At 56.3% G+C, this 16021-nt stretch carries 15 protein-coding genes; 13 read left to right on the top strand and 2 right to left on the bottom strand.

The features are described 5' to 3' along the window. The first annotated feature begins 3 nt into the window (after window positions 1–3). From D7I37_RS21555 to D7I37_RS21500, 12 genes are all read left to right on the top strand, one after another. Entirely contained in the window at window positions 4–2181 is a 2178-nt protein-coding gene (locus D7I37_RS21555; RefSeq protein WP_129544805.1) for a portal protein, read from the top strand. Window positions 2182–2195: 14 nt separating this feature from the next. Then, window positions 2196–3107 carry a scaffolding protein gene (locus D7I37_RS21550; protein ID WP_129544331.1) on the top strand — a complete coding sequence of 304 codons (912 nt, stop codon included), beginning with the start codon at window positions 2196–2198 and terminating at the stop codon, window positions 3105–3107. Then, window positions 3107–4396, top strand: coding sequence for a P22 phage major capsid protein family protein (locus D7I37_RS21545; RefSeq protein ID WP_129544330.1), 1290 nt, complete (start codon window positions 3107–3109; stop codon window positions 4394–4396). The genes D7I37_RS21550 and D7I37_RS21545 overlap by 1 nt, the downstream gene beginning before the upstream one ends. A gap of 48 nt (window positions 4397–4444) precedes the next feature. Continuing rightward, window positions 4445–4750 (top strand): hypothetical protein, encoded by a 306-nt coding sequence (locus tag D7I37_RS27185; protein ID WP_129544329.1) that lies wholly within the window; start codon window positions 4445–4447, stop codon window positions 4748–4750. Between the two features lie 18 nt (window positions 4751–4768). Beyond that, entirely contained in the window at window positions 4769–5278 is a 510-nt protein-coding gene (locus D7I37_RS21535) for a packaged DNA stabilization gp4 family protein (RefSeq protein WP_129544328.1), read from the top strand. After that, the gene (locus D7I37_RS21530) at window positions 5250–6677 is read left to right on the top strand and encodes a packaged DNA stabilization protein (RefSeq protein ID WP_129544327.1); all 1428 of its coding nucleotides are present in this window, start codon (window positions 5250–5252) and stop codon (window positions 6675–6677) included. The genes D7I37_RS21535 and D7I37_RS21530 overlap by 29 nt, the downstream gene beginning before the upstream one ends. Next, a complete protein-coding gene (locus D7I37_RS21525) occupies window positions 6677–7507 on the top strand; it encodes a phage tail protein (RefSeq protein WP_165283118.1) in 831 nt (276 codons plus the stop codon). Before D7I37_RS21530 ends, D7I37_RS21525 begins: the two co-directional genes overlap by 1 nt. Then, a complete protein-coding gene (locus D7I37_RS21520; RefSeq protein WP_129544325.1) occupies window positions 7507–7968 on the top strand; it encodes a DUF2824 family protein in 462 nt (153 codons plus the stop codon). Before D7I37_RS21525 ends, D7I37_RS21520 begins: the two co-directional genes overlap by 1 nt. Continuing rightward, window positions 7962–8612, top strand: coding sequence for a DNA transfer protein (locus tag D7I37_RS21515; protein ID WP_129544324.1), 651 nt, complete (start codon window positions 7962–7964; stop codon window positions 8610–8612). The genes D7I37_RS21520 and D7I37_RS21515 overlap by 7 nt, the downstream gene beginning before the upstream one ends. A 9-nt stretch (window positions 8613–8621) precedes the next feature. Beyond that, window positions 8622–9965, top strand: coding sequence for a phage DNA ejection protein (locus tag D7I37_RS21510; RefSeq protein WP_129544323.1), 1344 nt, complete (start codon window positions 8622–8624; stop codon window positions 9963–9965). Further along, a complete protein-coding gene (locus D7I37_RS21505) occupies window positions 9965–12643 on the top strand; it encodes a lytic transglycosylase domain-containing protein (protein ID WP_129544322.1) in 2679 nt (892 codons plus the stop codon). Before D7I37_RS21510 ends, D7I37_RS21505 begins: the two co-directional genes overlap by 1 nt. Before the next feature lie 72 nt (window positions 12644–12715). Beyond that, window positions 12716–13003 carry a hypothetical protein gene (locus D7I37_RS21500; RefSeq protein ID WP_129544321.1) on the top strand — a complete coding sequence of 96 codons (288 nt, stop codon included), beginning with the start codon at window positions 12716–12718 and terminating at the stop codon, window positions 13001–13003. Window positions 13004–13024: 21 nt separating this feature from the next. On the opposite strand, the gene D7I37_RS21495 is transcribed toward D7I37_RS21500, so the two are convergent. Then, the gene (locus tag D7I37_RS21495) at window positions 13025–13273 is read right to left on the bottom strand and encodes an Arc family DNA-binding protein (RefSeq protein ID WP_129544320.1); all 249 of its coding nucleotides are present in this window, start codon (window positions 13271–13273) and stop codon (window positions 13025–13027) included. A 142-nt stretch (window positions 13274–13415) separates the two neighbouring features. Here D7I37_RS21495 and D7I37_RS27465 point away from each other — a divergent pair, with 142 nt between their 5' ends. After that, window positions 13416–15377 carry a phage head-binding domain-containing protein gene (locus D7I37_RS27465; protein ID WP_242502723.1) on the top strand — a complete coding sequence of 654 codons (1962 nt, stop codon included), beginning with the start codon at window positions 13416–13418 and terminating at the stop codon, window positions 15375–15377. Window positions 15378–15588: 211 nt separating this feature from the next. Here D7I37_RS27465 and D7I37_RS21485 read toward each other — a convergent pair whose 3' ends face one another. Beyond that, window positions 15589–15885 carry a YciI family protein gene (locus tag D7I37_RS21485; RefSeq protein ID WP_061794473.1) on the bottom strand — a complete coding sequence of 99 codons (297 nt, stop codon included), beginning with the start codon at window positions 15883–15885 and terminating at the stop codon, window positions 15589–15591. Between the last annotated feature and the right edge of the window lie 136 nt (window positions 15886–16021).

Below are 16021 nucleotides of genomic sequence, written 5' to 3'. Positions count from 1 at the left end.
ATGATGGCTGACAACGACAAGCAGCAGGACAGGCTGCAGACCATCCTGACGATCTTCGATCGGGATTGGATGTCTAGCGACGAAGCCAGAACCGAAGCGACCAACGACCTGTATTTTTCTCGGGTGTCGCAGTGGGATGACTGGCTCAACCAATACACAACATTGCAGTACCGGGGGCAGTTCGACGTTGTCCGCCCAGTGGTGCGCAAGCTGGTCGCAGAGATGCGCCAGAACCCGATCGATGTGCTATACCGACCGAAAGACAACGCTGACCCCGACGCTGCCGATACGCTGATGGGCATGTACCGCACGGACATGCGCCACAACACGGCAAAAATCGCCGTCAACGTGGCCGTGCGCGAGCAGATCGAGGCGGGCGTCGGTGCCTGGCGTCTGGTCACCGATTATGAAGACCAGGACCCAACTAGCAACAACCAGATTATCCGCCGGCTGCCGATCCATGAGGCATCATCGCATGTTGTCTGGGACAGCAACGCCAAGCAGATGGATAAAAGCGACGCCCGGCACGTCACGGTTATTAACGCCATGAGCCTGGACGGGTGGAAAGCGTACGCTGAGGAACAGGGTTTTGACCCCGACGACATTCCCGACTTCCAGAACCCGGATATGACCTGGTTGTTCCCCTGGCTGACCAAGGACGTTGTCTACGTCGGCGAGTATTACGAGGTTGAGGAGAAGAAAGAGACCGTTTTCATCTATCAGGACCCACTGACAGGCGAACCGGTGAGCTACTTCAAACGCGATATTGCGGACGTGATCGACGAGTTAGCAGAGCGCGGCATACAGAAAATTGCAGAGCGTAAGGTTACGCGTCGCCGTGTTTATAAATCTGTCATCACCTCGTCGTGCATCCTGAAAAATCGTGAACTGATCGCCGGTGAGCACCTGCCAATCATCCCGGTTTACGGGGAGTGGGGTTTTGCCGGTGACAAAGAGGTCTACGAGGGCGTCGTCCGGCTGACGAAAGACGGCCAGCGCCTGCGCAACATGATCATGTCGTTCAACGCCGACATCGTCGCCCGTACGCCGAAGAAAAAGCCTTTCTTCTGGCCGGAGCAGATTTCAGGCTACGAATACATGTACAGCGGGCAGGATGATTTCCCGTATTACCTGCTGAACCGCACCGACGAAAATGGCGGTGACATTCCGCCGCAGCCGTTGGGATACATGGACAACCCGGAAGTACCGCAGGCCAACGCTTACATGCTTGAAGCCGCGACCAACGCAGTGAAAGAAGTCGCCACTCTTGGCGTGGACAGCGAGGCCGCCGGCAGCAATGTGGCATTCGACACCGTCAACCAGTTGAACATGCGCGCTGATCTGGAAACGTACGTGTTCCAGGACAACCTGGCCACGGCCATGCGCCGCGACGGCGAGGTTTACGCCTCAATGGTTAACGACATCTATGACGTCCCGCGAAACGTCCTTGTGACGCTGCCTGATGGCAGTGAGAAGGACGTGCAGCTGTTGACACAGGTTGTCGATTATCAGACCGGTGAGGTGGTTACGCTGAATGATATCCGCGGCCGGTATGAAACCTATACCGATGTGGGGCCATCGTTCCAGAGCATGAAAGAGCAGAACCGAGCGGAGATAGGGGAGTTATTGCAGAAAATCCCACCGGAACATCCGGTGTGGAATGTCCTGTTACTCCAGTTCCTATCGTTGCTAGATGGCAAGGGCATCGAGATCACTCGGGACTATGCTACGAAACAACTCGTCACGCAGGGGCTCAAGAAACCGGAGACTCCTGAAGAAATTCAGATGGTTCAGCAAGCACAACAGCAACAGGGGCAACCTGATGCTGCAATGGTGCAGGCTCAGGGCGTTCTGCTCACCGGGCAGGCCGACCTGCAGAAGGCGCAGAACGACCAGGCCAAGATCCAGGTCGAGGCGTTCAAAGCCCAGACGGAAGCTCAGGTATCGGCCGCGCGAGTGGTCGAGATTCTCGCTTCCGCTGACAGCACCAAGAAGCAAGATGTTCTCGCCGCGCTTAAGTTGCTCGGCGACTTCCAGAATAAGCAGGGAGATAGCGCCCGCGCTGACGCTGAGCTTGTCCTCAAAGGGCAAGGGCAAATTCACTCACGCCGCATGGATTTAACCAATCTCATGCAGCAAGCAAATCAACCCTCCGGCGGAGCAGCCGAGATTCCTCAATAGCGAGAGATTAAATCATGACCGACACCACCGAAATTCAGGCAACTGAAGAACAAACCCTGCCCGTCACCCCGCAGGCGGCACCTGCGGATGATCAGCTGGTCGACAATGCCAACGCCAGCGAAGGACAGGAAGACGGCTTCGATATTGTCCTGAACGACGATGAGGCAAAACCTAAGCAGGATCCGGCGACAAACGCCAAGTTCGCGGCTAAACGCCTCGAGCGAAAACGCCAGCGGGAGCTTGAACAGCAAGCCGAAGCGGTGCAGCGCGGCGAACTGCCGGACACCCTGCGAGTGGCTCCTGAGCTGCCTGCTCAGCCGGATATCAACGCATATCTGTCAGATGATGGCCTTGCCAAGTACGACTACGACCAGACGCGGGCACTTGCCGCTTTCAACGCAGCCAACACTGAATGGCTGATGAAAGCGCAGGATGCTCGCAGCAACGCCGTGGCCGCCCAGGGCAAGAAAACCCAGGAGTTCACTCAGCAGTCAGCTGTTTATGTGGATGCAGCACGCAAACACTACGACGCCGCCGAAAAGCTCAACCTGCCGGACTACCAGGCGAAAGAAGACGCCTTCCGCGCGATGCTCGCTCCGGGCATCGATACGGAGATCATGGCGCTGTTCCCTGAAAAGTCCGCAGCGATTTTCTACCACCTGGGCACAAACCCAGAGAAGGCGCGCGACATCCTGAGCCTGCCGCAAACGCAGGCCATCATCGAGCTGACTCGCCTGTCAGATCGTTTAACTCTCAAACCGCGTGCGCGGCAAATCTCCGGCGCGCCGGCGGTGGATGAGCCTGTGCAAGGTCAGGCCGCTGCAGCGAACCGAGACTCGCTCCAGAAACAAATGGAAGCCGCCGCCAACAAAGGCGACACCGCGACTTACCGCGCGCTCAAACAAAAGCTTAAGGAACTCAAATAATGGCTCTTAACGAAGGTCAAATGATCACCTACGCGGTAGACGAAATTGTCGAAACCGTAGCAAACCTGACGCCAATGGCGCAGAAAACTAACAAATACTCCCCTCCAGCGCCGTCGATGCAGCGTTCTGGCAACACCTTCTGGCTGCCGGTTGAGCAGGAAACGCCGACCCAAAGCGGCTGGGACCTGACCGACAAAGCTACTGGTGTGCTGGAATTGTCCGTGAAGTGCAATATGGGCGACCCAGACAACGACTTCTTCCAACTGCGTGCTGACGATCTGCGCGATGAGCGCTCTTATCGCCACCGCATCCAGGCGTCCGCTAAAAAGCTGGCGAACAACGTCGAGAAGGCTATTGCGCAGCAGGCTGTCGATATGGGTTCGCTTGTTGTCACCAATCCGCAGCCAATTGGCACCGCAACTGGCAGTGGCTGGGACTTCGTCGCAGATGCAGAAGAGATCATGTTTGCCCGCGAACTGAACCGCGACGCAGGCCTGTCCTACTTCTTCAACCCGGGCGACTACAAACGCGCAGGCCATGACCTGATCAACCGCGACATCTTCGGCCGCATCCCTGAAGAGGCCTATAAAAACGGCAGCATTCAGCGGCAGGTGGCTGGTTTTGATGACGTGCTGCGTTCCCCTAAACTGCCGACTCTGGCGGCATCTACTGCCACCGGGTTGACCGTAGCCGGTGCGCAGAAATTCAAGCCAGAAGCGTGGCGTGAAGATACTGACGGCAACAAGGAAAACGTCGATAACCGCGTGGCTACCGTCACCCTGAGCGCAGGCACCGGCTTGAAGCGCGGCGACAAAATTAGCTTCGCTGGCGTGAAGTATCTGTCACAGATGGCTAAAAACGTGCTGACTCACGACGCCACTTTCACCGTGGTTGCAGTGAACGGTGCCAACGTGACAATCGCACCTAAGCCAATCGCGCTGGATGATACCGCGTTGACCCCCGAAGAGCGCGCCTATGCGAACGTTAACACCTCGCTGGCCGATACCATGGCAGTGAACATCCTGAACGTGAAAACCGCGGAAACGAACGTGTTCTGGGCGGATGATTCCATCCGCCTGGTATCGCAGCCGATCCCGGCTAACCACGAACTGTTCGCGGGCATGAAAACCCAGTCGTTCGCCATCCCTGGCGTCGGCCTGAACGGGATCTTCGCGACGCAGGGCGATATCTCGACCCTGGCCGGCAAGTGCCGTATCGCGCTGTGGTATGCCGCGTGTGCGGTACGCCCAGAAGCGATCGGAGTCGGCCTGGCCAACCAGACCGCTTAACCAACTGAAAAGGGGCTTCGGCCCCTTTTTCTTTGTTGAGGATTGACCATGTCCCAGATGATTTACAAACACGGTGGCGGCACGCTGGTGTGGGGGCTGAAAGCCCACGTGAAAGTGGTCGAAGCCGACGAGTTGGACGAGCACCTCGCCGATGGTTGGCTTGACCACCCATCACAGCTTTTTGATGCTGCTGAGCCTGAGCCTGAGCCTGAGCCTGAGCCTGAGCCTGAGCCTGAGCCTGAGCCTGAGCCTGAGCCTGAGCCTGAGCCTGAGCCTGAGCCTGAGCCTGAGCCGACGAAGAAGCAACGCAAAGGAAAATCATCGGCTTCAGATAGCGCCGAAGAGTTCGTTTAACCACGGTAGGCGGTGACCATGAATCTCACGACAAAAGGCGATCTGGTGCTCGCCGCGCTGCGCAAAATTGGCATCGCCTCCAACGCCACGCTGACTGATGTCGAGCCGCAGTCTGTAGAGGACGGCGTGAACGACCTCGAAATGATGATGGGGGAATGGCGAGAAGACCCAGCGGTCGGCATCGACATTGGTTATCAGTTTGCCGCTGAAGGCGAACCGGCGATGGATGGCGACGACCACGGACTGAAAACGGCGCACCTCAGCGCGGTGTACCACAACCTGGCTATGCGTATTGCACCAGACTACCAGATTGAGCCATTGCAGAAGGTGGCGACCACTGCGCGCTATGGCAAGGAACTGCTGGTCAAGTCTTCCGCGCTTACGCGGGCTAAAAAAGTGTATCGCGATGCGGGATACCCAAACCGGATGCCTATCGGGTCAGGCAACCGCATTCCGACCTACAACGGCCACTACTATTTCCATCGCAAGGGTGATGAAGATGCCGACGACCCAACTACCTCTAGCTAAAGGACTCGGTAAAGACTACCGCAACGCGGATTATGTCGACCAGCTGCCGGTTAATATGCTGGCCACGCCGAAAGAGGTGCTGAACGCCGCCGGATATCTCCGCTCTTTTCCTGGGGTGGCCAAGAGGGCCGATGTGGCTGGAACATCCCGCGGGGCAGAGTTCAACACCGTGCAGAACCAGGTTTATCGAGTGGCGGGCGGCAAACTGTACAAAGGTACTGTTGAAGAAGGGAGTGTGTCAGGCAGTTTTCGCGTCAGCATGGCGCACAGTGCTACAAGCCAAGCGGTGGCCTCAAATGGCACGCTAACGCTGCACCGGTACGGTGGTGAAATAAAGACGCTGCAAAATTGGCCTGAGAGCGTTGGTGGGGTTTCATACGCTCAGTACGATATTGGCAGCGTGCGCGATATCTGCCGGGCCAGAGGCCGCTATATATGGGTGAAGGACGGCACTCAAACATTTGGGGTCACCGACCTCGAGGACGAGTCACATCCAGATCGTTTTCGCCCGTTCTACAGTGCGGAGAGCCAGCCTGACGGAATCATTGGTTGCGGTATCTGGCGTGATTTTGTGGTGATGTTTGGGTCAAGCACCATCGAATATTTCTCCCTTACCGGCGCTACAGACAGCACAGCAGCGATCTACGTTTCCCAGCCGTCGTTAATGGTGCAGAAGGGGATCGCCGGCACGTATTGCAAAACCGAATTCGGTGAATCTTTTGCATTTATTAGCCATCAGGCAACTGGGGCGCCGTCGATTTACATCATCAACAGCGGGCAGGCTACTACGATTGCCACGTCAACGGTTGAGAAGGTGCTACGCAGCTACACGGCGGATGACCTCGCCGCTGGCGTAATGGAAACTGTGAGGTTCGATAGCCACGAATTGCTTATCGTCCATCTCCCTCGGCATGTGCTTTGCTACGACGCGGCAGCCGGACAGAACGGTCCGCAGTGGTGCATCCTCAAAACTGGGCTGTTTGACGATACCCACCGGGCGATAGATTACATGTTCGAGGGGAACCAGATTACTGTCGGTGACAAAATCGAACCGGTGGTCGGAGTCCTGCAGTTCGACTCCTCAGCGCAATACGATAAGCAGGCGGAACATCTGCTCTTCACGCCGATGTTTAAAGCCAACAACGCCCGCGTGTTCGACTTCGAGCTCGAAGCAGCGACAGGTGTTTCGCAGTACGCGGAGCGCCTGTTTATCTCCTCGACCGCCGACGGGTCTAATTACGGCCGGGAGCAGATGATCGATGCAAATGCACCTTTTGCGTACGACAAGCGTGTGCTGTGGCGTCGCCTCGGCCGGGTGCGGAAAAATATCGGCTTCAAAGTTCGGGTGATCACCCGCTCGCCGGTGACTCTGAGCGATTGCTCGGTGAGGATTGAGTGATGGCTGATGATAACTTAAACAAGCCAGTGGTTATTCAGGCCACTCGAATTGATGCAACGCTCCTTCCTCGCAACGTTTTCTCTCAGCCATATCTCCTGTATGTCGTCCAACAAGGTACAGATCTGGGCAATGTGGCTGACAAAGCGAACGAGGCAGGCCAAGGGGCTTGGGACGCTCAGGTAAAAAATGACGAGCAGGATTTGGTCCTGGCAAACCATGAATCGCGAATAGAAGCGGCTGAGGAAACGCTCGTCGATCACGAGCAGCGCATTACTGCCGCAGAAGCCACGTTGGTCAACCACGAAGAGCGTATCACCGTAGCAGAAACTGAGCTCGCGGACCATGAAGCACGCATAGCAGCCAATGAATTGGAACTGGCGGACCATGAAACGCGAATCACGCAAAACACCAACGATATATCGGCGCTGGACACCCGGCTGGACACCGCCGAAAGCGACATCAGCACGCTGGAAACTAACTCGGTATCGAAAGCGGTATCGACCAGCCAATCCGTTCAGGCATCCGGCGGGTCGTTCCTCGTAGGCAACGTCGCTACCCCTACGACTGACAAGCTGCAGGTCGGCGGTAGCGCCAATATCAGCATCTCGTACAAAGTGGCAGGGCTGCAGGTGATAGGAGCACGCCAAACCGGCTGGACTGCCGCAACCGGTACGGCGAACAAATCCGCATTCAACGCTGATCTGGCATTCTCCGTTGGAGCAGCGTACACGCAAACCGAAATCCAAGCATTGGCCGACGCTTTAATTGCTGCACGTCAGCGCATCAAAGCGCTGGAGGATATGGCGCGCACTCACGGGATGATTAACTGATGGAAATTAAATTAATCGACAACCCGGCACGTTTGCAGGCGTTCCTGAACGACCAGGCCAATACTGGCAACATTGTCGATGACGGCGATCACTACTACATCAAGCCGGATGCGGTTTACCTCGGTATTTACGAAGGGGCGTTGCTGGCCGGCGTGCACGAGGTGCGCAACTTCTGGCAAAGCGTCGTTGAATGCCACGCCATCTACGACCCAGGTTTTCGCGGTCAGTACGCGCTCGAGGGGCATCGGCTTTTCTGTCTCTGGCTCCTGGCAAATTCGCCATTCACGAACAGCATCACGATGGTGCCCGATACCACAAAATATGGACGCGCAATCATCCGCCTGCTGGGTGCAACTCGAATAGGTCACCTGGACGATGCATATATCAGCAACGGCCAGACAGTAGGCGTCACTCTGTATCAGCTCAAACGCTCGCAGTATGAGGACATGCAAAAATGCTAATTTTCCAGCTCATGAACAAAGTTCGCGATCGCGCGGTGCTCTGCAAAGGTGGTGACAATGGTGCTGGCGCTTCTGCGGACGCAACCAAACAGGCCACCGCACTGCAGCGCGAGATGTGGCAAACCAATATGCAGAACCTGGCGCCGTTCACGCCGCTGGCGCAGCAGTATATCGGCCAGTTGCAAAATCTATCCTCGCTCGGCGGCCAGCAATCGGCGCTGAACAGCTATTACAATTCAGGCCAATTTAAAGACCTGGCAAATCAGGCTCGCTATCAGCAACTGGCATCTGCGGAAGCCACCGGCGGGCTGGGCTCGACTGCAACCAGTAACGGCTTAGCGACGATCGCCCCGATGCTCGGTCAGAACTGGCTCACCGGTCAGATGAACAACTATCAGAACCTAGCCAACATTGGCCTGGGGGCGCTACAGGGTCAGGCCAACGCAGGTCAATCCTATGCGAACAACACCGGCCAACTACTCCAACAACAGGCAGGTCTGGCGGCTGCGAATGCTAACCAGCCATCCAAACTGGGCGGCGCCCTACAGGGGGCTGCAGCTGGCGCGGCGGTCGGCACATCGATCATGCCGGGTTGGGGTACGGCGATCGGCGCTGGTGTTGGTGCACTCGGTTCACTATTTTAAGGGGGCATTATGGCAACGTGGCAGCAAGGCAACGCAGGTAGCCTGTTGGCCGGCATCGGCACCAACAACACGAACGCACCGCAAGCCAGTGATGCAAATACCGCGCTGAGCCTCATTCGCGATAATAACGACCGCGCGCGCGCCGGAGAGAACAATCTCGGCGTGCGGCTGGCGGGTGCGGCTGGGTCTATCTTCAACAGCTACAAGCAGGGCGAGCAGGTCCAGCGCCAGAAGGCGTTCCAGCAGGACTACGCGAATGCGTACGAATCTGGTGACCGCGGTGCGATGCGCGGGCTTGTCGCCAAGTACCCTGAACAGTTCGAAGCGGTACGCAACGGCATGGGGTTCATTGATGAAGACCAGCGCAATACGGTCGGCAGCCTGGCAGCGTCGGCGCGATTGGCAGCTCAAAGCCCCCAAGCCATGGGGCAATGGTTGCAATCAAACGCCGGTGATTTGACGCGTGTCGGCGTTAACCCCTCCGACGTGGCGCAGATGTACCAGCAGAACCCCGCCGGCTTTGGCCAGTTCGTTGACCATCTGGGGATCGCCTCGCTCGGCCCGGATAAATATTTTGACCTGCAGGCGAACAATGCCAAGTTGCAGCAGACCGGGCAGATCGCGCAGGCAAATCTCAACCTTGGCCAGCAGCGTCTGCAGCAACAAGCACAGTATCAGCAGGGACAGCTTTCCCAGGGGCAGCAACAACTGAACCTCACCGCCCAGAAGAACCAAGCGGATAACGCCAATAAGCAGCTGGAACTGAGTATGAAAGCGGGCGAGAACAGCGCTAAATCGCAGGCAACACAGCAGGCAGCAGTGCAGAAAATGCAGGACTACGTCGGGGCTCACCAAAGCAATGCGAATAGCGTGGCGAGCATGTACGACACGGTCAATCAGGTGAAGAGCATTCCACCCGACGTGTTCGACCGCGTGTTCGGATTTGGCGGCACAGTAAACTCCCGGATCCCCGGTACCGAGTCGGCCGACGCATGGTCCAAAATCGAGCAAATGCAGGGGCAGGCGCGATTGATGGGTGTTATCGGCATGAAAGGCACTGGGCCCGTGTCAGATTCCGAAGGGCAAGCTGCAGCCCGCGCTTTTCTGGCCATCAATCAAAATATGTCACCGAAAGCCGCCCGAGCTGCAGTAGACAACTGGCAGAAGGTTCTGCAGCGCCAGACCACCTATTTGCAGAAGCAACAGCCTACTATCGATACCTATCAGCAGAAGATCAGCGCATTTAACTCCCGGCAGAATGGTTCGGCGGTACCGCGTGCAGGGCAAAGCGAAGATGGCTATACGTTCATCGGCGGTGACCCGAGCAATCCTAATAGCTGGAGAAAGAACTAATGGCAGGACCTTGGGAAAAATATCAAAGTGCGCCAGCAGACACGCCACCCTCAGATGGGCCGTGGGCCAAATACCAGCAGCCTCAGGCTGAGCAATCGCCACCGCAACAGGGTGGCGATATTGTTTCTGCTGCCGAGCAACGTTTCGGGATTCCAGCGGGATTGCTCAGTGCAGTGATCAGCAAGGAAAGCAGCGGTAATGCAGGGGCCATTAGCGGGAAAGGTGCTATCGGCTTAGCGCAGGTCATGCCTGCCACGGCTCGCGGCATGGGCTACGACCCTGAGGAGCTGAAACGAAACCCGGCGCTGCAGGTTGAGGCCGGCGCTCGCTATTTGAAACAAATGCTCGATGCGCACGGCAATGTCACTGATGCACTGGCCGCCTACAACTGGGGTCCCGGCAACGTGCAAAAGTTTATGCGCGGTGAGAAAACGCAGATCCCGACGGAAACCGTCAACTATGTCACTGACCCGCGTTTTGCGCAGTGGACACAGCCGGCTGCTCAGCCAGGGAGTGAAAACGAACTGGCCCAGCTCTCACAGCAGGCAGAACAGCCGTGGGCCCAGGCAGCGCCGGAGCCCACGTTAGCGGAGAATTTAGGGCAGGCGGGGCGCGGTCTAGCGCAAAGCGCTGTGAACGTTGCCAACATCCCCGGGCAGGTGGTGAACACCGCTCTCGGTGCCGCAGGCGTGCCAGCTGAAGACCAGGTGATGCAGTTGCGCCTGCCAGAAAGCATGCAGCCTACAGACCCCTACGCGCAGCTGGGGGCCGAGATCGGCCCGTATCTTATTCCCGGCCTCGGCGCTGAACGTACTGCGGCGGCGCTGGCCTCTACAGCCGGCGCTGGGCGCGCAGAACGTATCGCAACGCAGGGCGCCAATATGCTGGCGGAAAACCTCCCCGGCGCGATTGCGCAGTCCTCCCAGGATAATGACCTGTCGGGTAATCTTGCCACCGGTCTAGCCGGTAGCGTAATAGGTCGCGGACTGCTGGCCGCTGGGGGCCGAGCTGCGGGCGCTATCCGCGGCGCGGCACAACGTGAAGGGCAGGCAACCGCAGCAGCGGCTGAGCAGACAGTACCAACGGCACCAGGAGCGCAGGCGGCTGCCACAGTGCCACCCGAACAAGGAGTGCAGGACGTGGCGGCGCGTGTTGGCGCTGCCGCTGACCGAGAAACTGCATCGCGCATGGCGGACGCCACGCGCGATGTCGCACCGCGACAGGATGTTATCGACGCCGCCAAGCAATTGGGGCTGAGCGAAGACGATTTGCTGTTGTCGCACGTATCAGGCAATCAGGCCTATCGCGATTTTGAACAGGCGTTGAAATCCGTTCCTGGTTCGCAGCTGGCGGCACAGGAGAATCAGGCGCTAACCAAGATCGCTAAACAGGCCACTGATATGACGGACGCAGCCGGCGCACTACCGGACAAAGCTGCGATGAATGACAAGTTTCTGTCTTCTTTCCAGCGCGGTATTGCCACTGTGCAGAATAAATCGGACCAGCTTTATAACCAGATTTCCTCTGCTATCCCCAAAGGCCAGACAGTTGAAGCGAACAACATCATTCGCTATCTGGATGGCAAAGCGGACGAACTGGGCGGCGCGGAGCATCTATCAACGATGGAGAGGCGGGTTTATAACTCCGTCGCCCCTGTTGGCACTGAAGCTACTGCGCCGACCTATGCGCGGCTAGACAACATCCGCAAGCAGATCGGGCAGGCTATTGGTAAAAACTCGGGGCCCTTCCGCGATGAGGAGACTGGTGCGCTGAAACAGCTCTATGCGAATCTGACAGCTGACCAGGAGCAGGCGGTTGTCGCTGCTGGTATGGGCGATAAATGGCAGGCTGCCAAGAAGCTGATCGGGGTCCGCAGCACGATGGAGGACGCGCTAACCGGCCTGCTGGGCAAAGACCTGCGTGGCGACATCGGCACAAAAGCCAGCTTGGCTATCCGCAACCTGGCCAAGGGTGATGCGAAAGGATTCCGGGCGCTGCAGCAGGATATACCCTCGCCGAGGATCCGGCGAGAAGTGGTGGCCACGTCGCTACGCGATGCATTCAGCCAGGGCAGCCGCAAAGAGAACGAGTTCCACCTACCGGGTTTTGTGGACTGGTATCAAGGTCTGAAATCCTCAGGCACATTGCCGATGGTGGAGCGAGAGCTGGGGGGAAGAACTGCCACCAACTTGCGGAATCTGTTCACCGTTTCACAGGCAGTGCGTCAGGCTCGCGAGAGCAGTATCCAAACGGGTCGACTGAACGCTTTCATCAAGCAGTTTGATGCAGAAGGCGGAACTTTGGACAAGATATATCGCCACGGTAAAGGTGCGTTAGCAACGACGGTGCTCGGGCACATCCCTGTTGTCGGCCCGACGTTGAGCTATGGCGCTGTAGCGGGGATGGCAGCGAAAGAAGCCGCCCGCCCGGCGCGTAGCGTCGCTGCAGATCGTCTGTTGGCGTCGGCTGAATTCAGGTCGGTTGTGAAGCAAGCAAAAGGAACCAGGCTGCCGGAGAAGGGTCAGCAGGCAATCAACCGGAAAATGGAAGCGCGCATCGCTAATTCCCCTGCGTGGAAATCGTTCTACCGAACGTTGACGCGCGAGGAGAAGCAGGCGATCACGAGAGTGGGGATTATTGGCTGGCTTTCAGGAGAGGCCGACGGCAGAGAATATTAACCCACGGCCAAGGATGGCAGAAATAGTTAACCAGATATATCATCTATGCCATAAATCAAAAGGGGTATATCAATGAAGAAATTAACTCTGGTTGTTGCTGCAATAGGACTGCTTTCTGGGTGTGCTAATTCGTCAAAAACTTTCGCGCCAGACGGACGTGAAGCATACTCAATTGACTGTTCTGGTACTGCCAGAACATGGGGTATGTGCTTAGAGAAAGCTGGTGATCTCTGCGGCGCTAAAGGCTATGACACCTTCATTTCTGCAGGGGATAAAGGTTGGATTGCAACAGCGCAACCTGATTTCTCCATGGCGGGAAGCACCATTTCAAGAAATCTACTTATCGCCTGCAAGAAATAGTGCAATGGGGCTTCGGCCCCTTTACTTTTCCGAGTAAATCACCTTCAGCGTTTCGACAACAACCTTTTTGAACTGCTCGGCGTGTTCGTACGCCAGGCGTTCTGCGTCGTTGCGAAAACCGGATATTTTTGGCGGCCGCGCCAGCGCTTCCTCGATTATCAGCGTGATCTCTGCGTTGAGCGAACGGCCGTTCATTTTGGCGCGCTGCTTAATTTTGCCGTGGGTTTCTTTCGGCAACCGTAAATGAAACTGCGTCTCTAACTCTTCCATAGTCGTGCCTCACCGGTGGGTGGATCGGCATGATATGGCGAACTGTATAAATCAACAATAGTACCATTTTGGTACAAAATCACACTTCAACACTACCGCAAGCCTCGCCTTGTGGGGGTTACACACGCCTGGAGAAAAACAAATGGCCGATGAGATCGTCCCGAACGTCGTTGTTTCGATGCCATCACAACTTTTTACGCTCGCCCGTGCATTCAAAGCGGCGGCGAACGGCCGGATTTACATCGGTAAAATCGACACAGATCCGACAATCCCCGAGAACCAAATCCAGGTATACCTTGAGAACGAGGACGGCACGCACGTGCCCATCGCCCAGCCGGTTATTATCAACTCCGGCGGGTACCCCGTGTATGGCGGCCAGATAGCTAAATTCGTGACCGTGCAGGGCCATAGCATGGCTATCTATGATGCATTCGGGGCGCAGCAATTCTATTTCCCTAATGTGCTGAAATACGACCCCGATCAGCTTCGCCCTGTAGTTGAGCAATTTATTAATGACATCAAGGGACCTGGCGGCGCTGACCTTGTCGGTAATGCGTTTGGTGGAAGCTTGCAGGATGCTATGGGATTTGTCACCCCGGAGATGTTCGGGGCGGTACCAGCGGAGAAATCAACTCCGGACGACAACGGAATGCACTACGAATCTGCAGCGGCCAACGTTGTAGCTATCCAGGCGGCGATCGACTATGCGCGAGTGAACCGGATCCCGCGCGTCTATGGGCGAGGTCTATATGCAGTATCAGGCCCGGTTCGTTTGGACGATATGGCGGAGGGATTTGAACTTGCCTTGGGGGGATTGGTAGTCAGCGATGATTGGCCGCTACTTTCCAACTGGAAGGATTCAACCGGCGCGGTTATTGTCGGTGAGAATTCAAACGGCAGCCAGGTAGGCCTGCGTACTATCATTGGTTATTTCAGTGGCAGAGATAAACGCGCAAGCCTGTTCCAGCTGAAAGGTATGGGCTGCGGCAGCTGTTATTTCGAAGTTGGTCGCGCGCGTGATTTCTGCGGGGTCTACGAGAACACGAAGTCAACCAAGTTCAACTCCGCGGATAACACGATCCGAATCAACTACGCGGCAACAGGGTACTTTGGCGTGCGACTTCGCCGTCCACCAAGCTTTATCTGCGAAGGGCACAAACTATACGGCGGATTTATCCAAGGCTGCTTATACGGCGCCGTTCAACTATTCAACGGCGCGCAGTACTTCACTGCACAGGGTATCGGTGTAGACTTCAACGGTCGTTATTTGTGCGAATACACCTTGGATGCAGGCTTTAACGCGTCAGTGGTCCGCGAGCAGTCATTTAGCAACGGTGCGAATAGCCGTGAGCTGCTCGACTATTACATCTACCCTGGCGGCACAAACAGAATTCTGTGCGTAGAGCCAGATAATGTTTCTAACGGGTCTGTCGCCACAGGCTTCAACGTCGGCGATACAGTAACAATGGGCGGGTATTCCGGGAAGGTGACGGCGGTGCGCCGGCCGGCGGCTAATAACTTCTATTTTGACGTAATCCACGGTTTTACAGGTAGTCCGTTCGGGAAGTGCGATATTCAGATGTCGTATTGCGGCGGCATTGTTGGCGGACTGTTCAACACGTCAACGCTTCGCTGGTATAACTCAAACTCTGCGTTCACTACTATCATTAACGGCATGCGTCTGCGTAGCACAGGAACCTCCGCCGTTTTGGAGGACGTTTATCTCGGGTCGATCATTGAGGCAACTCAGGGCCGCGTTATCATCTCGAAAGATCTGGACCTCGGGGAGTACCGGTTGCGGGTAGGCGATCAAAACGTAACTTTAGCTCAATCTGTCGTTACCAATGTTCGAACATTCGCCTACATAGATGACGAAACTGCGTCTGGGTTAGGGATTAAAAACCTGTACCGGATGACAATCAAAGGCCAATCCGCGTCGGGTAGCGTTCGCGGCGGTGCGTTAGTGTATGTCGGCCAGTCAGGCATTGAGGTGGTCGATAGCACCACATTCCCGGTTACGTTGAGTGTTTCAGGTTTTACGCTGCGGGCGGTCCAGAACGCACAGCCTAATATTTTCACCGTGTTCCAATTTGAGCGTATATAAACCCCGACTAACAAGATGTGGGGCACCCATGGGGCAAAAAATTACCGCAAAACGATGCAACTACTTGGTTTGTAGCGGCTCGGTTTGCGGTAATGCTCTGCTATTTAAAGGAAAACACGCTTTTATAAAGTGTACATAAAAGCGTGTTTAAATCGTTTTTAAAATGTCTTGTTTTATTTAATTTATTGTTTTTAAATGAATTAATTTAAAGCTAGAACACCTGTTTGAACGGCTTGACCGTCACTTCGGCATAGACGCCGGCGGCGACGTAAGGATCCTGCTCGGCCCAGGCCTGGGCGTCGGCCAGCGAGGCGAATTCGGCAATCACCGTCGAACCGGTAAAGCCGGCGGCGCCCGGGTCGTTGCTGTCGATGGCCGGGTTCGGCCCCGCCAGCACCAGACGGCCGGCGTCGCGCAGCGCCTGCAGGCGCGCCAGGTGAGCCGGGCGCACCGACAGGCGATTTTCCAGCGAGTGGGGAACGTCTTGCGCGTAGATCAGATAAAGCATGTTTCACCTTTAAAATCATTGCTATAAAACGGTAAATCCAAGGTAACGCAAAAGGCGGGACAAGGGAACGGCGCCCGACGGATTTTCATTGCGGTTGGCGCTTATGCCTTGAAGCAGCTAGTTTTTATTCGTATAG

This window comes from Serratia sp. 1D1416 (assembly GCF_003641105.1).
Lineage (GTDB): Bacteria > Pseudomonadota > Gammaproteobacteria > Enterobacterales > Enterobacteriaceae > Serratia > Serratia ficaria.
The sequence above is the reverse complement of the archived record's forward strand: the minus strand, read 5'-3'. Positions and strand labels throughout refer to the sequence as shown.